Source organism: Reichenbachiella sp. (assembly GCF_033344935.1).
GTDB lineage: Bacteria > Bacteroidota > Bacteroidia > Cytophagales > Cyclobacteriaceae > Reichenbachiella.
Genome location: NZ_JAWPMM010000001.1, coordinates 3,747,501 through 3,768,008 on the forward strand (window position 1 = coordinate 3,747,501; position 20,508 = coordinate 3,768,008).

Genomic DNA, 20,508 nt, shown 5'->3' on the forward strand with positions numbered 1-20,508 from the left:
CCACGTGCCTATGCCTGTTGGCAATTTGGCCTTAACTTCTATTCGTCCATAAGTCCAATCTCCCTTCCCTCTTGTTACCAATCTAGCCGAGCTGTACTCTTTGGCTCCCATCTTCTCTTTGATCGCCGTAATAATCAAATATCCATCTTCTACTCGAGCATTTTCAAGCCTCTTTTCCGTATAGTATTCCAATTCATTATTTCCCCAACCACATACATTAGGACAACCATCACCAACATCATAACCCCATTTTTTATCATCTGGCAATCCTGTATAATCAAATTCATCTGCCCATACCAGCTCATACCCACTTTGCGCCACTAAGACATTTGAAATACAGACCAGTGTAATTATTCTAATGATGGTGTTCATGGCTAGACTCAGTTTTTAGATTCAAAGGATTGAAGGGCAATGATTGAAGCTCATCTCCTTGCTTGACTTGATAGAAATGATTCATTTTTACATTTTCAAAATTTTGCATGGATCGTTTCTGATCAGGCCAGTATATAGTTACACTGTCAATGCTCACAGCATCACCCAATCCAATTTCAGCCCTTAAGGTATTGGCACCAAATGACCCACCTGTTCCAACATGGTGATAGACCTTCCTTTGTTCCCCTGAAGGCAAGGCAGCGAATACATCAACCTTAGCCCCTATCGCCGACGCATTGGCACTGACTCCTTTCAGATCTAAAGTCAACCAATTGTTTTGAAAGCCCGGGTTTTGAAATAGCATATTTTGGAATACATCACTTTCGGCTGCCCCACCTACTTGATGATAAATGTCCTGATCGCCGTCATTGTCTAAGTCTCCAAAGGCTACCCCATGTCCTTTTTGAATTTGTCCGAACTCACCAACTGAAGTTACATCTGCAAACTCTTTTCCTTTTATATTGAGAAATGCTCGATTGGGAATAGAGGCCCAAATGTTAAACTCACCCGTCCCCAAGTAGAAGTCTGGAAAACCGTCATTATTTAGATCTCCAAAATTGCCTCCCATAGCATAAAGCAACTTATCCAATCCTACCTCTTTGGTGACATCAGTAAATGTCTCGTCTCCATTATTTCTATACAGACGTGGGGTTTCTCCTTTGAATGGCTCTCCTAAATAGTCCTTGGCTACTTCGCTTGCTATCAGATGAGACTCACGATTATCATATCCAATAACCATTATATCTTGCCAGCCATCCTGATCATAATCCCAAAACCACGTCGGGAAACTCATAATAGGTTCGCTAACACCTGCGGAACCCGCTAACTGTTCAAAAACCCAATCATTCGGACTAGTTCCTCCCCTATTGATATAGAGCAAATTGTGTCTACCATAGATAGACAAATACAAATCTGGCCAACCATCATTATTGACATCTCCCCAGGTGGCCCCTTTTACAAATTGATTGATTTCTAACCCTAGCTTTTGCGCCACATCAGTAAATGTGCCATCGCCATTATTCATAAAGAGCTGACAAGGAAAAATGGCCCTTCTGCTAGAAGACTCATTGCCAACGAACAGGTCCAAATATCCATCTAAATTAAAGTCTGCTGCAGCTACAGCTCCAGTGGGTTGCTTTTGAAACAATCCAGCAGATTTGGTTTCGTCAGAGAAGTAGCCTCCTTTATTTATCAATAGCGAATTAGGAATCATACCATTAGTCGTAAGCCAGGCTCCTCGCATCACATAGATATCCGTCCACCCATCATTATTAAAATCGGCATGGATATTATTGAGGCCACCGACTAATCCAGTCAAACCATAATGTTCGGTACTATCAATGAAGCTTCCTTGTCCATTATTAATATAGAGAGTAGACTGTTCGCCCAAACTGTAAGAGGTAGTGAAAATATCTAGCAGACCATCATTATTGAAGTCTTCTATACTTGCTCCACCTGCATGATTGTTTAAATCCACTCCAGTCTCCATACTTATATTAGGGAATACCGGAAATTCCATGTCCGATTCGAAGGCTTCTTGAGGAATAAGATATTGCTCAGGAACATCAGATGGATACTTTCCAACCGCTTGGTAACTCAAATTCAAAAACCATCTGGACTGCATATCAGCTGAATCATACGCAAGCAGGCTTTCATAAACATCTATGGCATTTTCAACAGGAATGGTCTGTCGGTGTACGCCAGCTCCTTTGATTGGCATGATACAAGATTGTCCAGAATGATTTTGAATGCAATTTTCAATTTCTCCTTTACGTAAATATGCCAAGGCTTTTACTTTAAAGAAATCTACGCTTTGGACATTGACTTCATTGAAGCTGTTACCCGCCAAATAACTATCAATTACCTTAATACATTTATCGTTGTCACCTTTTAGCAGCAGCACCAAAATGTAATCCAACCACTGGCCGGATCGCATACTGTAGGGCAATCCTTTTACATTGATCTCCAATTTATGGAGCAGATTGTCAGTAAAATAAGGATAGTTATTGCTTTGTCTCGCATTTTGAGCCAGAGTGTCGAGTTCCATCGCCATATCGATGGTCGATGGCGTCCGTCTGTCAACCTCTTTGTTACACGAAATCAAAAACCATAGCGTACAAACTATGTATGGCAATCTTCTCATTTACTTTCTTGATAAACTACTAAGGGCGCACTGTTAGAAACAAAAGCTGTGGTATACAAGTCCTTGCTTGCAAGCCTCACTATATGCCTAATATCGTAAGGAACATATAGACCTGACTGACTATAACTTACGTAACTGAATCCTCCTTTGCCATTGCCTTCAAATAACCAACCATAGCAAGCATCGTTTCGAGGGGTTTCAATTTCAGAATGGAACTGATTGCCACCAGCCAATATATCCAAATGACCATCGCCATTGAAATCAGCAATCTCCATCGAATTAAAAGAAGAAGTCTGCGCTTCGAAAGGCAATGAATTCATACCGAAATCCCCATTTCCTAGGTTCTCCATATATACACTTGAGAAATCCTGTACTTTGTAGTGCAGGCTATTTTCTAAATGCTGATCTCCATAAATATCTGATAAAGTAGCTTGAGCGAATGCATTGTATTTATTCTTGTATTTTCTGCTAATATCTGGTATCTGTTGAGAACTGCATTGCATACCTCGAACCGGAAATTGCCTTTCGTCCTGATAGTAGCCCAGAACTATATCAATATTTCCATTGGCGTCATAATCATCCACATAGATATCGAAGGTCTCTTCTGGTGTTGCTTGATACTTGTAGTTTGTTCCTAGATTTCCTACTACCAAGTCTTCGTCACCATCTTGATCAAAGTCAGCTTTCTCTACCGTGTTCCACCAACCTACAGTTTCAGACAACCCATAGTCTTCAGTTTGGTTAACAAATGCTCCATTGTCTAAAGTGAAAATAGAAATTGGCATCCATTCACCGACTACTACTAACTTTCCTTCTTTCAACCAAGTTGCGTCTGTCACCATTCCCAATTCATTAAATGCCGGCTGATCAACAAGTTCAAACTTTAACTCACCACTTTCAACCTTGTTTTCTAACAAGTAGCTCGGTACTGGTAAAGGATATTTTCTTGGCAATTGGCGACCACCTATGAACAAATCCATATCTCCGTCAGAATCAAAATCAAAAGGAAGTACCACTCCTCCGCTCACTAGATAGTCTGGCAACGTCTCACTCTTAGTGAATAACCCCTCATTATTGATATAGAGTCTGTCCTTATATACTTGTGAGTTTTCTTCAGCATCGTTACCACCACTAACCACAAACAGATCCAAGTCCTGGTCATTATCCGCATCAAAGAATACAGCTGCTACATCTTCATGAATGCTATCTTCTGACATGAATATAGAAGGCGTAAATGATCCGTCTACCTGTTGTACAAACATTTGACTAGGAATACCCATGGCTCCTCCAATAAACAAGTCCTCCAGTCCATCTTGATTGATATCTCCATTAGCCACCGCTGGACCTAATCTTGACATTCGGTGAGGAAGTAAGATCTGGTAATCAAAATCATCGAAATCGTTCTCTTGATTGACATATTCCGTTAAACCTTCAAGTGAAGCCAATTCAAATACCTGCTTTTTACTCTTAGAAGTAGATTCAGATGAAACTGCATCAGAAGCTTTCATTGTCAATGTCTGATTTGGATTCACGTCAGATAAATGGTTTTTTTTACCATCTGGCCAAACTACTGTTACCTTGTCAATATTATCTATTGTATTCAATCCAAAATGAATCACAGGATCAATTGAAGATTCATACCCTCTGACCAGAAATTGCTCCCGCATATAGGTTTTGGATCCACAGGTCACATAGACTTTTGCGCCTAATCCAAGTGGGTTCTTTTCTGATCCAATCAATTGAACCTTCAAAAAATTACCAATTCCATTCTCTACACTGAAATTTTTGAAAATAGAAGCTGCGGAATCGATATTGTTGACCACTAGCTCGAGATCACCATCGTTGTCTAAATCTGCATATGCCGCACCATTTGAAAAACCTTCGAAACTGATGCCCCATTTGTCATTCGCTTTTTCAAAGTTTTGTCCATCCAAATTTTCAAACATATAGTTGTCAATTTTCTGAGAGGGCAGCATTTCAGTCAATTCTGGAAAAGTTAGTTCTCCAGTTTTGATTTTCATCCTAATATCTAATCGACCCATCCATTTGAAGAAATCTTTGTTGTTAATGTCTTTTCTGGTACCGTTGGTGACATACAAATCCAAAAGCCCATCATTATTATAATCACCAAACAATGGCGCCCAACTCCAGTCTGTTTTGTCAATACCTGACATTTTAGCCACGTCCGAATAAAAAGGAAGGTTGTTTTCTCTGATTCCTTGATTCAACTGCAGAACATTGTACATGTACTGGTAATGAAACCCTGCATTTACGTTTTGCCAAAAGCCATCAATATCCATGCTTGCCATATTGGCTTTTGACCTGAAGTTGTCTGATGGCACCATATCCATCTGCACAAAATCCATTAGACCGTCATTGTTGATATCTGCTGCATCTACGCCCATTCCATAGAATACCGTGTGTTGGGTAGTTTTTTTGATGTGCTCGCTAAACGTGCCATCGCCATTGTTGAAATAGAAGTAGTCCGGGATATTAAAATCATTGGACACATAAATATCCGTTAGATTGTCATTATTGAAATCAGATGCAATTACGCCAGCCGCGAGGCCAAAATTCAAAACTCCTGCATCTTTGGTTACATCTTTGAAGTAGCCGTTTCCATCATTTTGATATAAGTGATCAGAAGATTTTTGGTTAGGCTGCTCCATTTTTCTTTTATATTCGGGAATGAGTGTGTCAAAAGAAGAATTTTCATAGTTGGCAACAAACACATCTATATCGCCGTCTTGGTCATAATCCAAAAAGCAGGTTTGGATGCTTAGTCCGTTATCATTGAGCCCACGACTCTTACCTTCTTCAGCAAATTGTGGTACTCCTTTTTCGTTTACACCTTGATTTACATAAAGAATGTTTTCTGTATTACCCCAAATACCTGCCACAGAAATGTAAATATCTAATAACCCATCTGCGTTGATATCTATCATGGACACTCCATTCATCCAGCGGCTATCTCCTGCCACTCCTGCCGCGTCAGTCACATCAACAAACTTTAGATCGCCTTGATTGAGGTATAGTTTATTACTCACCGCATTTCCTGTGAAGTAGATATCGCTCAAACCATCGTTGTTTACATCTCCAATGGCTACTCCAGCTCCCATATAATAATATCCGAAGTTGAAATAATTGAGTGTATCATTAGGAATTAGCTCATTAGAAAATGTTACACCCGAATTCGATGACAATACAGGTTCAAACACTTTTTCAGTCTCTTGTTCTAGTTCTTGCTTACAACCAAAAACCATGAAGAGCGAAGCCAAAAAAAGAGGCACTAGATTATTTTTTTTCATTACCGTTCAATTTACAAAAATAAAGGCCACCTTTTAAGCTAAAGGTGGCCTTTGAAATTAAGTCATTCTATAGAAACCTGCTTATTAATAACCAGGGTTTTGTGTCATGTTAGTAGCCGCAGCTATATCCGAATTAGGAATAGGAAATAACTGATGCTTAGCAAAGTCAAAGTTATCGCCAAAGTGAGCTGGATCACCACCTTCAAAAGTTGGTGGTACCTGAACACCTAATTCTGCATTGGCAATTGCTTCACCCCATCTGATCAAATCGAAGTATCTATGTCCTTCGAAAGCCAACTCCACAAATCTTTCGTCAATGATGTCTTGCAAAGTCACAGAACCCAAAGCAGCTACGCCTGCTCTAGCTCTCACCTTATTGATGTCGGCCAAAGCTCCAGCATTGTCTCCACTCTGAAGTTTAGCTTCTGCACTCAATAAAAGAACATCAGCATATCTAATCAATCTCCAGTTGGTACCATAGTTCAATTCTTTGGCTACTCCCGGATCCTGATTGGTTTCAGCATCGTAAGATCCATACTTTAATCTGAAAAATTTATTGTAATCCCACCAGGTACTTCCATCAAAATTTGGGTCAGTACTCTTATAGCTAAGGTACTGCTGCTCGGAGAACATAGTAGCATCTCTTCTCTCTGTATCTCCCATATCATTGAAAGCATCCCATAATTTTTCAGAAGGATAGTTGAATCCCCATCCAGCAATCAAACCAAGCTCAGGTGTAGAACCCGCTCTTGCTCCCATCAACTGAACGTGCAAGTTGTTTTCAAACCTAGTTCCCCATGGATAGTTCCAATCGTAAGGAACTTGCGAAGAAAACGAAGCTTCAAGTAAAGACTCATCTCCAAACTCCTGTGCCTCTGTAAAGATATCCGCATAGTTATCAATCAAAGAATACCCAGTTACCAAATCAAATGCAGCAACTGCTTCAGCATATCTTCCTTGATAAAGTAAAACTTTACCTAACAATGCATTCGCCGTACCCTTGGACATTCTAAACTTGTCTGCATCAGAATATTCACTTTTGTGAGGTAAAGCAGCAACAGCATCATTCAAATCAGCCTCAATTTGAGCATAAATCTCTGCCTTTGGCACTCTTGCTTGATTAAACTCTGATGGTTCTAATCCTTTTAATACCAAAGGAATATCTCCAAACTGAGTTACCAATTCTAGATAATAATAAGCTCTAAGTGCTTTAGCTTCACCAATGATTCTCTCTCTCAATGCATTTTCTGGCTCAAGATTTTCGATAATCATATTGGCTCTAAATACACCATAGTAGTTTACCTGCCAAGTTGCTTGAACCGCAGGATTACCGCTATCCCAAGTGTAGTTATCCAACTGCTGGTAACGCGGCTGATCCGTACTACCTCCGCCACCTGCTGTACCTTCATCAGAAGGCAAAGTTTTGATTAAAGTAGGGCTCGCCCAGTCAAACAAGTTGTCTGCAGTAAGCATATCATAGGTTGCTACGATAGCCAACTGTGCGTCATCATCTGTAGCGTAAAATGTCTCAATAGACGACACTCCGTTTACATCTTGTTCCAATTGATCAGAACATGCGGCGAGTATACCAGCTACAAGTGCAGCCCCAACTCCTAATATTGCTATTTTATTTTTCATGTCTTAAATATTTTTATATTAAAACTGTAGCGTTAAACCAGTTACGAATGTCTTTGGCACAGGATAAGATCCTCTGTCAATACCCAAACTGTTTGCATTGTTACTTCCACCGATTTCAGGATCAAATCCTTTGTAATCTGTGAATGTGAAGAAGTTGTCCAATGAAACGTATAGTCTTAATTTGCTAATTCCTGCTTTATCCAAAATTGAGCTTGGCAAGTTGTACCCCAACTGAACCTGTCTGATTTTGAAGAAAGAACCATCAAATACCATCATATCACTTGTATATGCTTGTCCAGCTACTCCAGCTCTAAACCAGCTGTTGGTAGAACCTTCACCTGTCCATCTGTCTGTGTAGAAGAAATCTGGCTTGTTATTTTGAATTCTATCTGTTCTGTTGAATCCCATAATCACTTCGTTACCAAATGATCCCTGAGCAAAGATTTTGAAATCAAAGCCTTTGTAGTCCAATTTGATCGTAGTACCGATAGAAAAATCAGGATGTGGAGAACCAATTTGAACAAAATCGCTTGGAGTAATAGACCCATCGCCATCTGTATCCACAATTACCGGATCACCTGGAGCTGGAGTATATCCACTCGTTACTTCAGCTGTATAGGCATCAATCTCTGCTTGATTCTGGAAAATACCATTTGTCTGATATCCTCTGAAGTACCAGATGGGAAATCCTTCTTGCATAGCCGTAGCAGAGTTCCAATCGATACCTACGTCAGCTCCAGCCTCGAACTCCTTGTTAGGATCAACAAACGTTGCTTCGTTTTTGATTGAAGTGAAGTTCATAGTGATGTCATACTTGAAATCACCCTTCTGCTCCTTGTAGCCCAATTCTATTTCAAGACCTTTGTTACTTACCTCACCTGAATTTACAAAACCAGCTGGGTTTCCTACAAATGCAGGAGGACTACCAATTACCAAAAGGTCCTTGGTTGTTTTCCAGAAGTAATCAGCAGACACTGTCAATCGATCTTCGAAGAAACCTAAGTCTAATCCGATATCTGTTTGTTCTGAAGTTTCCCAAGTCAAATTAGGGTTAGCCAATTGTGTAGGTTCTGCTCCAGTTAAGAAGTTTCCAGTAGCATCAGCATAGATAAATCCTGCACTAACTGTTGCCAAGGAAGCACCTGCTCCTGCATTTGTTACAGAAGACAAACTACCATTCTGTCCCCAAGAAGCTCTCAATTTCAAGAAGTTCATTGGCCCAGCAGAGAAGAAGTCTTCACTAGACAATACCCAACCTGCAGAAACTGATGGGAAGTATCCCCAACGGTTATCTTTAGATAATACTGAAGAACCATCCGCTCTCATGGTTGCAGATAATAGATATTTCTCCTTATAGTTATAAGTCACTCTACCAAAGTAAGAGTTTAATGTATTTGTATTTCTGTTACCTTGTGCATTAGTGTTTTGAATACGGTTTGGTACTGCATCTAAATATGCCAACTGAGGAATCGCATTCAACAAGGTAGTTCCGTTTCCAGTCATGTATCCATTCTCTGTAGAAAAGAAAGAAGTACCTCCCAATATATTCACATTATGATCTCCAAACTTCTTAGTGTAAGAAGCGAAATTCTCCCATTGGTAGTTGAAGTAATCACTATAAGTATCAGATACTCTTGCACTCTCCGTATCTCTATCATTAAAGAACCATGATTCTTGCCAATAGTGATTGTAGTAATTACCAGAAATCAACCCTAATCTTGAGGTAATTTCCAAGCCTTCAATCGGTGTGATTGTCACGGCAGTAGCACCTTGAAATACAGTAGCGTTAAATCCACCATGGATCTGTGCCATTTTACCTATAGGGTTAGAGTTTTCCCCATCAACTAATGTAGAAATACCCCAGTAGTTACCGTTTTCGTCAGTCTTATAATTTTGTTCTCCATAATGATTGATTACCCAAGGTGGAATTCCATTATCATAAGTCACAGGAACTGCAGGGTCCATCACAATACCACTTTGTACAATACCTCCGAACTCCGTATTCTCTTGAATAGACTGTCTTTCGAACTTAGCAAAAGAATAATTACTTGAGATTTTCGCCCAGTCATTTACTTGATGACTGATATTAAATCTCAATCCATATCTATTGATAGAGGCATCTTCCCCTCCAACGATACCTTCTTGATCCAAGAAGTATCCACCGATCATATACTTAGTATCTTCATTACCTCCTGAGAATGTCAAAGCATGCCTTTGCTGTGGAGCCGTATCGAAGATTTCATCTTTCCAGTTGGTTCCGACTGAAGGCACCTGCTCGTCTGCTCTTCTATTGATTCCCGCTTCTGCATTATACTCATCATATTGCGCAAGATTCATTACCTCAAGTGGAGTGTTTTCGTTTTGAATTCCAAATTGGAAATCATAAGAAATTTTCCCTGGTCCTTCTTCACCTTTCTTTGTAGTTACATACACTACACCGTTAGCGCCTTCGGCACCATAGATTGCCGCAGAGGCCGCATCTTTCAATACTTCGATACCTTCGATTTCAAATGGGTCCAACCAATTGATATCTGGAACTCTCATACCGTCAACAATATAAAGTGGAGAAGTAGATCCATTAGATCCAGCACCTCTAATCTTAATATTGTATCCAGCTCCTGGAGAACCTGAGGTAGGAACTACTTCCACACCTGCCATTCTTCCTTGCAAGGCCTGATCTACAGATCCTGCAGAGAAGTTAGCTAAGTCTTCAGCTTTCACACTTGAAATGGCAGCTGTCAAGACGCTCTTCTTTTGAGAACCGTATCCAACAACTACAATTTCTTCCAACGAAGTAACGTCATCCACCATACTCACATCGATAGTCGATCTACCTCCCACGGTTACTTCTTGTGGCTTCATACCGATGAAAGAATAAACTAAAACATCTTCATCTGAAGTCACAGAGATTTTATAATCACCGTCGAGGTTTGTTACTGTACCAGTAGCGGTACCTTTGATTAATACACTTACACCAGGAAGTGTTTCTCCTGTGGTGGCGGAAGAAATTTTTCCAGAAACCACCTTGTTCTGTGCCTGAACACTAAAAGAAGCAAGTGTCAGCAGCATCAGCAACATGGGCATCAGGCCTCTTAGCCCAACACTATATATTTTTATTTTATGCATGTCTTTTAATTTTTTGATTTGAAATAGCTACCAATTACTTGATCTCAATTGAAGCATCCTTGTCTCCTTCTTCCTGCTCTCCTGTTAACACAGGGAATCGCTTGATGGCAGCTGTTCCGTCTTCGTTGACATCATAGTTGCCTGCAGCATCTACCTCTAGATAGAATAGTTTATAATTCCCTGCGCTTGCAACAAATTTCGTTGTGCCAGCACCCTCACCATCAAAATCAGCGGGTGATTCTGGTGTAAACTGAGAATTGTATGGTAACCAAATCCAGTGAACGGTAGAACCAACTTCTTCTGCAACAGTCACAACATCAACCACTCTAGGCTCATCTACAGGATCATTTTCTGTAGCCGTCAAAGTAAATGCTGTAGGTGCAGTGTTATCCACTGCTACATTAAACATGCTTGTTGCAGGATCCCAAAGGGCATCATTACTTGCTATATCAATTACAGTAGACTGATCTAAAGTCGCTGTAAAAGAACCGTCGCCATCTGCTGTATTTGTCCAGGTAGTATACCATACTGAAGCATCATCTTCAGATTGTGAAAGCAGCAATAATGTATCCGCTCCAGCAGAACCAGCATCGTAATCAAGTGCTAACTTCATTGAATCTTTCACTGCTCTTATCGCTTCACTTGCAGAAACCATGAATTTCACTGAACCACCTTTATTAACAACGGTAACTCCATCAGCATTTTCAAATTTGGCTAGAGGCTTTACGTTGTCTACGGCGTGAAGATCTACTCTTAGCGTATCAGTAACACCTCCGCCATAGTCGGCAGCTGCAGTCACATTCAACATGCGTCCTTGTAACTGGCCATTACCGGTTCCTCCAGTGATAGTAGCTATGAACTGTGTCATTCCACTTCCTGAGACTTCAGCAAAATTAGAAGTAATAGTACCAGCCGTGAAATCACCTTCGAATGCCAAAGTAGGTGCGGAAGCTAAAGGTCCAGCAAATGTCAGAGTAACCGTTTCGCTTCCTCCATTATTTACACTTGCATTACTAAAGGCCACTCCACCTTCTTCTAGAAGTGCAGCCTCTACTCCATTAATAGTAATGGCTCTAGCTCCTTCTAATCCATTTCCAGAAGCATTAACTGTTGCTGTACCTACAGCACCAAAAGTAACCTCAGCTGTAAGACCATCTGTAGCACCTAAAGTAGCATTACCAGTCACAGACCATGAAACACTTCCACCAGCCTCACTAGCCGTAAAAGTTTGAGTGGACATCGGTGTAACACCTGAAGGTCCATCTATGTAGAGCACATCGCCTACATTGTTTTGTCCTGATTCATCATCTTCGCATGCTACTGTAATGAACAGTAGCAGCGCTGATGATAAAATCACTTTGGACAGACCGCTTAGCCTGCCCCTCATTTGTCTAAGTTTTATCATGCCTTTCAATTTTTTGATTTTAGTGAATAGTTTTAATAAAAATTGAGTCTCAAACTTCCTCAATCTATACCCTTCTTGCGTTGGGCATTTGTCACAAAGGCGGATGGTAATTATTTCAAATAGCGTTTAAACACTCTAAACAGCCATTTTATGATGTTTTTTCTTCGGTGTCGCTTGCGTATTCCGAAGGATTTACCCCGAACTGTTTTTTGAAGCAATCCCTGAAATACTGTAGGTCATTAAACCCTACCTGATAGGTGATCTCCGATATAGTCAGTTGATTCTGACGAATAAGCTGTGCTGCTCTTTTTAATCTTATAGACCTAACAAACTCATTGGCAGACTGACCAATCAAACCTTTCAGCTTTCTATATAACTGCATTCGGCTTAGTCCTAGTTCCCGACCGAGGTCGTCTACATAAAATTCTGAGTTGGATATATTGTCCTCTACGATCTTTACAGCCTTTTTAATAAAGTCTTCATCGCGGGAAGCAATCTTAACATTGGTCGGCTCTATGTTGAGTGTTTTCCTATTGACAATATTGTTTTTGATATGGTCATGAATATTAAGCACATTTCTCACACGGAGAGCCAATAGCTTAGGATTGAATGGTTTGGTGATATAATAATCTGCGCCTTTTTCAAATCCTTCCAGTGCGCTATCATTAGAGGCTTTGGCAGTAAGTAAAATCACAGGAATATGACTGGTCTTGGTGTCGTTTTTTACTTTTTTACAAACCTCGAAACCGTCCAAACCAGGCATCATAATATCTGAAATGATCAAATCAGGAATACGCTCTAATGCCAACTCAGAACCATCCATACCATTGTCAGCTTCAATGACCCGGTAATCGGGCTCCAATATTTGCTTGATATACCCTCGGATATCATTGTTATCTTCGATAACTAATATCAATGGCTGCTTTTCTTGATCCTCTAAACTTTCCAGGCTTTCAGTCAATGGCTGTGCATTGGCCTGTTGATCCGACTTGAAAAGCTCCTGATTTTCGTATTTGAATTCACTATCCACATTAGAAAAGTCCTCTGGATTCAAATGATCTGTTCCTTTTTTGAGATGGACGATAAATACCGAACCTTCGTTCTCTTTACTTTCCAGTTCAATTTCTCCTCTGTGTAGCTCTACCAGTTCCTTAGTCAAAGAAAGGCCAATACCAGTTCCTTTGCTTTTTTTGTTCTTAGCGTCTCTTACTCTATAGTATCGATTGAAAATATATTCCATCTCATCTTCAGGAATTCCAATCCCATCGTCTTTTACTATTAGGGTCACTTTGTCTTTAGACTCCACCAACTCAAACTCTACATGTCCAAATTCAGCAGTATATTTAAATGCATTTGACAATAAGTTGACTACAATTTTTTCTAATTTCTCTCGATCGAAAAATAATGCGATTTCCTTCTTAGGTACAGTCACTTTATAGCTGATATTCTTTCTTGCCGCAAAGGATGAAAAAGAATGGATCACAGGCTTTAGAAATTTGGTCACGTCTTGCTCTACTGCTTCCAGTCGCATTTTGCCGGATTCGAGTTTCGATAATTCGAGTAATTGATTAATCAAATTGAGTAAACTCTCAGCATTTCTAATCATCATACTTACCTGCTCTTTGATACTACTGAACTCTGCATTTTCATACATGGCTTTCAGTGGCCCCAAAATAAGCGTGAGTGGTGAACGAAATTCGTGAGAGATATTGGCAAAGAAACTCGACTTCATTTCGTCTAGCTCCTGCATTTTAGAAAGCTCCATGTGCTCCACATGCAACTGAGTTTGCAATCTTTCACGATTGACAATAGTCTGAATCCCCCATACCAATAACGCGGTAACAATGACTATATATAAGGAGTACGCCCAGTAAGTATTGTACCAAGCTGGAGAAATAACAATTTCAACAGCGGCTTCATGACTGCTCCATATACCGTCGTTGTTGGTGCCTTTAACTTTAAAGACATAATACCCGGGAGGCACATTAGTATAATAGGCTTCTCTCCTATTTCCCACATTTTGCCATCCCTCATCATAATTGACCAATTGGTAGGCATATTCATTTTTGGATGTCTGAGAAAAACTAAGTGCGGCAAATTCAAAACTGAAATCGTTTTGGTCATAATTCAGACTGATCTTTTTAGTCTTCCTGATATTCTTTTGAAGAGGAGAGTTATCACCCACTTTCACAGATTGATTGTATAGTTTAAAATCACTAAAAAATACCGGAGGCTCATAGGTATTCTTTTTGATTTGGTCTGGTTTGAATCGATTGAAGCCGTCTACACCTCCGAATAACATTTCACCAGAGCTTAGTGTATAACTTGAATTTTTAAAAAACTCCATGCCTTGCAATCCATCCGCTTTGGTATAGTTCTGAACTTCGCCGGATTCCGTATTGTATTTCGAAAGTCCTCTATTTGAACTCACCCAAATGTTCTTTTCTTCGTCCTGCTCTATCCCATAGATCACCTCGTTTGGCAACCCTTGCTTCTTTCCAATTTTTGTAAACTCTTCTGATTTGGGGTTTAATTGATCCAGCCCCGAGAAAGTACCTACCCATATTATACCGTCATCATCCTGCATCAAGGAAATCACTGTATTACTAGAAATTCCCTTTTCATTCTTTTCATCAACCATATATCGTTTGAAACTGTATTGCCCATTCGTCTCAAACATTTGATTCAATCCCCCTCCTTCAGTACCAATCCAAAGTGTACCATTTCTATCTTCCAAAAGAGCTCGTACATAGTTAGAGCTAATACTATGTGGGTTATCAGGGTCATGGTTAAAACCAATGAAAGACCGATCTACCGGGTCGTAGGCAAACAGCCCATCCCTAAAAGCACTGAACCAAATCCTTCCCTTCTTGTCTTCATGTATGGCAAATACATTTTCGAACCCTCGACTCTCATTTAGTGGGTGCGCCAAATCAAATTTCTCAAACTTGTCCGATCCTTTTCTTTTTAGGTTGATTCCTCCATCCCAAGTTCCGATCCATAGATTCTCGTTGCTATCAAGTAGTAAAGAAAGGATAGCGTCCTTAGAAATGGGATTCGCTTTATTTTTGGTGGTATAGGACTTAAAAGTGTTCTTTTTTACATTCCAATAATTGAGTCCTCCTCCATCGGTGCCAACCCACACATTGTATAATTTGTCTTCCACAAAACAGCTCACTGCATTGTTGCTCAAAGAATTAGAAAAATGTGGATTATGTTGAAAGTGTTCAAACTTGCTTGCATTCCTATCTATTTTAAAAATCCCTTTGTTAAACGTTCCTACCCATATTATACCAGTATTATCCTGGTAAAGACTCCAAATCGAGTTGTTTTGCAAGGAGTACTCTCGTCGAGGATCAAACGTGTACAATATGGAATTTCCGGTCTCAAGGCTAACCACATTCAACCCCCCATTTTCTGTGCCTATCCAAAGCTGATTATTGTCGTCTTCTAAGATGGAAAGTATAACTCTTGTACCTGTCTTTCCTAATTCATTATCCAGTTGTTGGTGGTGAAACATGAATCTTCCGGTTTCATGGTAAACCAATTTGTCCAAGCCACCATGAGTACCTAGCCATATATCACCATTCTTGGTCTTATATAACTTTCTAATAATGTTGGAAGCTATCGACTCCGGTTTGTCCTTGTCATGCTTGTATACAATAAACCGTTGGCTATTTGGGTCAAACAGGTTTATTCCTCCTCCCCAGGTGGATATCCATAAGTTTCCAACATTATCCTTAACAATACCTGTAATATGATTGGCTGAAATACTGAAAGGGTCATCCAGATTTTTTTGATAGGATTTTATCTCACCTGTGGTCCTATTATAATAGTGTAGGCCATACTTTTCTGTGCCAAACCACAAATTTTTAAATTCATCCTCTAAAAATGTTTTGACACTAGCCTTCCTCAAATATTCCGGCATGCCTTTGACTTTAAACTTTCGGAAAGAATCGAGATCTTCATCATAAAGACAGATACCCCCCCCCATGGTACCCACCCAAAGTTGATTATCAGAATCTTCATATACCAAGCGGATATAGTCATTGCTAAGACTTGTACTGTCGAACTCATCGTATTCGTAGGTGATCATATTGACTCCGTCGTAACGGTTCAACCCATTTCGTGTACCTATCCACAAAAAACCATTATGATCCTGAACGATAGAAGCCACTGTGTTTTGTGACAACTCCTGTTTTATAGAAATGAATTTGCTTCCTCTATTTTGTGCCAAACAAGCAAAGCTGTGCCAAACAAGCACCCAGACTAGTAACTTATATATTCTCATACCGCTCACATTAATAAGTGTAAATATTTCAATAAAATTTTACACCAGCCTACCCCTGATACAATTACCCATGCTCATTGATAGATATGCCTAGCGATCTAGGGGATAAATAAATGAGTTTTGTATAGTGACTCATTTCATCACTTTTTAATTACATATTTCGAATCAATGAAGCTTATTCAATATAAAAAATATATCGCTGCTATTCTAGCACTTGGCATTATTTACGCTTGCAAGCCAACTAAAGAAACAAGCAGCCAAAAAGACTCTCAAGTCCTGGAGCTCATGAGCAAGATGTCTGTCGAGCAGAAAGTCGGGCAAATGACTCAGATCACGCTTGGTAAATTTCATGAAGATGGTGAGTTGAAAATAGACCTACTGAGAGAAGCCATTATCGATAAAAACGTAGGATCGATTTTGAATACAAATGGCAGCCCATTGACAGTTACACAATGGCACGAACTCCTGACTGCGATCCAAGACATCGCAACAAAAGAAACAGAACTGAAGATTCCTATCCTTTATGGGATTGACGCCATCCATGGTACCTCCTATACGAAAGGCTCTACGCTATTCCCTCATAATATCGGTATGGCTGCTGCTAGAAATGCTGATTTGGTAGCCGAATCTGCCAAAATCACAGGAATGGAAGTTCGAGCTTCAGGTATCCGCTGGAACTTTGACCCTACGTTGGGTATTGGTCGTCAGCCTTTGTGGTCAAGATTTGAGGAGACTTTTGGCGAAGATGTATATCTGACTTCAACACTTGGCGGATCAGCCATCAAAGCCTACGAAGAAGACGGATTGAAAAACATTACGGCGGTAGCCAGCTGTATGAAGCACTTTATTGGCTACTCCACCCCACAAAGTGGTAAAGACCGAACACCAGCTTACATCCCAGATATTCAGTTGAGAGAATATTACTTACCTCCATTCGAGGCAGCTGTAGCCAATGGTACTTCCACTGTGATGATCAACTCCGGAGAAGTGAACGGCGTACCAGTGCATGCCAGCAAATATTACCTCCAAGACATTTTAAGAGGAGAACTTGGTTTCGAAGGACTGGCTGTATCTGACTGGGAAGACATTATCCGATTGCATATTCGTCATCAAGTGGCTGCGACACCAAAAGAAGCCGTGAAACTAGCCGTGAATGCCGGTGTAGACATGAGCATGGTGCCATTGGATTACTCGTTTTACAACTATCTGATAGAGTTAGTAAACGAAGGTGAAGTAAGCCAAGAGCGACTGGATGAGGCCGTATACAGAATCTTGAAACTCAAATTCGACCTTGGGCTATTCGACAATTCCTATCCTGAAGAAGCGGCCATTGCCAACTTTGGTAAAGCGGAATATGCAGAAGTCGCATTGAATGCTGCCCTGGAATCAATCACACTGCTCAAAAACGAAGACAACATTTTGCCTTTGAGCAAAAACGCTAAAGTACTACTAACTGGACCTGGCGCGAACAATATAGGTGCGCTACACGGCTCATGGTCATATACTTGGCAAGGAGATGCAGAAGCAGCTTACAATGAAGGCACCCTCACGTTGAAGGATGCGATGATCGAAAAAATTGGAGTGAGCAACGTCATCACCAATGCAGTGGCCGATTACAACGATGCGACCAACACCAATGCCACTTTCGTGAAAAATAATGCTTCGAAAGCTGATGTGATTGTATTGGCCATAGGCGAAAAAGCTTATGCGGAGTCTCCGGGAGGCATCGATGATTTAACCCTGGACGAGAATCAGCTACAGCTTGTAGAAGCAGCCGTAACTACCGGCAAACCTGTCGTATTACTATTGGCACAAGGTCGCCCTCGCGTGATTTCATCCATTGAGCCAGGCGTAAAGGGTGTATTGAACCTCTATAGACCTGCCAGCCAAGGTGCTATAGCTACTATGGAGATCTTGTTTGGTGATTACAATCCAAATGGTCGTTTGCCATTTACCTATCCAAAAAATACAGGTGATATCGTGCTTTACGATCGCAAGCACTCTGAGAACTACAAAGAATCTGAACCAGATACTTATGGTTTGGGTGGGTTCTCACCACAGTGGGCTTTTGGTCATGGCTTGAGTTATACCACATTTAGCTACAGCGATTTGAAGCTAGATCAAAATACAATCAATACCAATGGAACGATCAACGCTACTGTGACTGTAAGCAACACAGGAGATAAAGATGGCAAGGTTGCAGTAGAACTATATGTAACCGATCTATATGCTTCTGTAACTCCAGGAGAGAAAAGATTAAAGAAATTTAAGAAGGTAGAGATCAAGTCAGGGACTTCTACACAAGTAGATTTTCAACTAGCTGTGGCTGATCTATCATTCATCAATCAGAATAGCGAGAGAGTGACTGAAGAAGGTGAATTCACCTTGATGATCGGAGATCAGCAAGAAAATTTCTTTTATAAGAAATAAAGGTCTTTATACCGTTCACGGTGTCGCCTCGAGAGGGGCGGCATCTATTTTTTATACCCGATAACCCAAATGCTCGACTTAGAACTATTAGATATAGCTGTCATTAGTGTCTACTTTGTTGGCATCTTCTGGATTGCCATCCGAGTAGCCAAAAAGAGTAAAAATGGCGATGACTCCAAAGGTTATTTCCTTGGCGGAAAAGACATGGGCTGGTTTGTGATCGGTGCTTCCCTTTTCGCTTCCAATATTGGCTCTGAGCATTTGATCGGACTGGCTGGAACCGCTGCCAGTAGCGGCGTGGCTGTGGCTCAATTCGAATTACTCGCAGGCGTTGTGCTTTTACTTTTAGGATGGGTATTTGTACCCTTCTACATTCGTAGTGGCGTATTCACTATGCCAGAGTTTCTGGAGAAACGGTATTCAAAAAACACAAGAGCCTATCTCTCTGTCATTTCGATCGTAGCATATATCCTGACTAAAATATCTGTAACCATTGCAGCCGGTGGTATTATTTTCCAAGCCATGGGCATGGACTTCTGGACTGGTGCTGTTGCTATAGTAGTAATCACTGGTGTTTATACTACAATTGGAGGTTTGAAGGCCGTGATCTATACTGACATGATACAGATGTTTGTCTTGATTGCAGGCTCCTTAGTTGTGACATTTGTTGGACTTTACCATTTGGGTGGCTGGACGGCATTTACAGCAGGACTAGACGCCAGCTACTTTAGCTTATGGAAACCAATTTCCAATCCAGATTTTCCATGGACAGGAATCATCTTTGGTGCCCCTATTTTGGGCGTGTGGTATTGGTGTACTGATCAATATATCGTACAGCGAGTCCTTGCCGCCAAAAACATTCAACAAGCAAGAAAAGGCAGCATATTTGGTGGATACCTCAAGATGTTGCCACTTCTTATCTTCGTTATCCCTGGGGTCATTGCTTTGGCTTTGAGCCAAAAAGGAGAACTACTTCTCAATACCCCAGATGACGCTTTGCCTATGCTGATCAAAGTACTCTTGCCGGTAGGTTTGAAAGGACTAGTGATCGCAGGATTGCTTGCCGCACTGATGAGTTCACTGTCTTCTGTATTCAATTCTTGTTCTACCATATTTACACTGGATATTTACAAAAAAATCAAACCAGAATCTACAGAAAAGCACTTGGTGTTAGTAGGCAGAATTGCGACAGTAGGTCTTGTGTTTTTTGGACTACTTTGGGTGCAGTTTATCGATAATATATCAGATCAACTGTTCAAATACTTGCAGAGTGTGCAGGCTTACATTTCACCTCCGATTGCGGCAGTATTCTTGCTAGGTATCTTCTTCAAACGTCTCAACTCCAAAGGAGCCATGGCTTCTATGATCACAGGGTTTGTATTAGGAATTGCACGGCTAGTGGGTGAAGTAAACAAGACCGACTTGCAAGGCGCTTTTTTCTACTTTTGCGACATCAACTTTCTACACTTCGCCATCTTCTTGTTTGTGATTTGTGTGGCGGTATTGATCTTGGTTAGTCTACTGACCAATAGCCCCGACTATGCTCAGATCGAAGGGGTAACCTTTCACAAAATGTCCATGGTTGATACACGACAGGATTTGATTCTTTCAGGAATTCTGGTTTGCATTTTGGCTTCTATATGGATTTATTTTAGTTAGGGTTTTATAATTGACAGTAGAAGTCCGAAGGGGATTGCCACACTACGAGTTCCGCTGGCGCATACCTCTACGTTCG

The 20,508-nt window shown here is 40.6% G+C and carries 9 protein-coding genes (1 of these 9 cut by a window edge); 2 read left to right on the forward strand and 7 right to left on the reverse strand.

What is annotated here, in order from left to right:
• From R8N23_RS16090 to R8N23_RS16120, 7 genes are all read right to left on the reverse strand, one after another.
• A protein-coding gene (locus R8N23_RS16090) for a family 16 glycosylhydrolase (RefSeq protein WP_318172635.1) crosses the window boundary here: on the reverse strand, positions 1–372 show its 5' portion. 690 nt of this gene lie to the left of the window's left edge; only the first 372 of its 1,062 coding nucleotides appear in the window; its start codon is at positions 370–372; its stop codon lies beyond the left edge, outside the window.
• Positions 356–2,575: a CRTAC1 family protein gene (locus R8N23_RS16095; protein WP_318172636.1), complete on the reverse strand. Its 2,220-nt coding sequence runs from the start codon at positions 2,573–2,575 to the stop codon at positions 356–358. Before R8N23_RS16095 ends, R8N23_RS16090 begins: the two co-directional genes overlap by 17 nt.
• Entirely contained in the window at positions 2,572–5,883 is a 3,312-nt protein-coding gene (locus R8N23_RS16100) for a VCBS repeat-containing protein (protein ID WP_318172637.1), read from the reverse strand. Before R8N23_RS16100 ends, R8N23_RS16095 begins: the two co-directional genes overlap by 4 nt.
• Before the next feature lie 84 nt (positions 5,884–5,967).
• Positions 5,968–7,521, reverse strand: a complete 1,554-nt coding sequence (locus R8N23_RS16105) for a RagB/SusD family nutrient uptake outer membrane protein (RefSeq protein WP_318172638.1) — start codon at positions 7,519–7,521, stop codon at positions 5,968–5,970.
• A gap of 18 nt (positions 7,522–7,539) precedes the next feature.
• The gene (locus R8N23_RS16110; RefSeq protein ID WP_318172639.1) at positions 7,540–10,647 is read right to left on the reverse strand and encodes a TonB-dependent receptor; all 3,108 of its coding nucleotides are present in this window, start codon (positions 10,645–10,647) and stop codon (positions 7,540–7,542) included.
• 34 nt (positions 10,648–10,681) lie between these two features.
• Positions 10,682–12,052 carry a hypothetical protein gene (locus tag R8N23_RS16115; RefSeq protein WP_318172640.1) on the reverse strand — a complete coding sequence of 457 codons (1,371 nt, stop codon included), beginning with the start codon at positions 12,050–12,052 and terminating at the stop codon, positions 10,682–10,684.
• A gap of 148 nt (positions 12,053–12,200) precedes the next feature.
• Positions 12,201–16,343 carry a two-component regulator propeller domain-containing protein gene (locus R8N23_RS16120; RefSeq protein WP_318172641.1) on the reverse strand — a complete coding sequence of 1,381 codons (4,143 nt, stop codon included), beginning with the start codon at positions 16,341–16,343 and terminating at the stop codon, positions 12,201–12,203.
• A 168-nt stretch (positions 16,344–16,511) separates the two neighbouring features.
• On the opposite strand from R8N23_RS16120, the gene R8N23_RS16125 reads away from it, so the two are divergent.
• Together R8N23_RS16125 and R8N23_RS16130 are read left to right on the forward strand one after the other, a co-directional pair.
• On the forward strand, positions 16,512–18,773 hold the full coding sequence (locus R8N23_RS16125; RefSeq protein WP_318172642.1) for a glycoside hydrolase family 3 N-terminal domain-containing protein: 2,262 nt from the start codon (positions 16,512–16,514) through the stop codon (positions 18,771–18,773).
• A gap of 69 nt (positions 18,774–18,842) precedes the next feature.
• On the forward strand, positions 18,843–20,432 hold the full coding sequence (locus tag R8N23_RS16130) for a sodium:solute symporter (protein ID WP_318172643.1): 1,590 nt from the start codon (positions 18,843–18,845) through the stop codon (positions 20,430–20,432).
• Positions 20,433–20,508 lie beyond the last annotated feature (76 nt).

What these genes read in the sequence shown, in the direction of transcription:
- R8N23_RS16095 (WP_318172636.1), bottom strand. Translation starts at nt 2,575, where the DNA reads ATGAGAAGATTGCCATACATAGTTTGTACGCTATGGTTTTTGATTTCG.
- R8N23_RS16100 (WP_318172637.1), bottom strand. Translation starts at nt 5,883, where the DNA reads ATGAAAAAAAATAATCTAGTGCCTCTTTTTTTGGCTTCGCTCTTCATG.
- R8N23_RS16105 (WP_318172638.1), bottom strand. Translation starts at nt 7,521, where the DNA reads ATGAAAAATAAAATAGCAATATTAGGAGTTGGGGCTGCACTTGTAGCT.
- R8N23_RS16110 (WP_318172639.1), bottom strand. Translation starts at nt 10,647, where the DNA reads ATGCATAAAATAAAAATATATAGTGTTGGGCTAAGAGGCCTGATGCCC.
- R8N23_RS16115 (WP_318172640.1), bottom strand. Translation starts at nt 12,052, where the DNA reads ATGATAAAACTTAGACAAATGAGGGGCAGGCTAAGCGGTCTGTCCAAA.
- R8N23_RS16120 (WP_318172641.1), bottom strand. Translation starts at nt 16,343, where the DNA reads ATGAGAATATATAAGTTACTAGTCTGGGTGCTTGTTTGGCACAGCTTT.
- R8N23_RS16125 (WP_318172642.1), top strand. Translation starts at nt 16,512, where the DNA reads ATGAAGCTTATTCAATATAAAAAATATATCGCTGCTATTCTAGCACTT.
- R8N23_RS16130 (WP_318172643.1), top strand. Translation starts at nt 18,843, where the DNA reads ATGCTCGACTTAGAACTATTAGATATAGCTGTCATTAGTGTCTACTTT.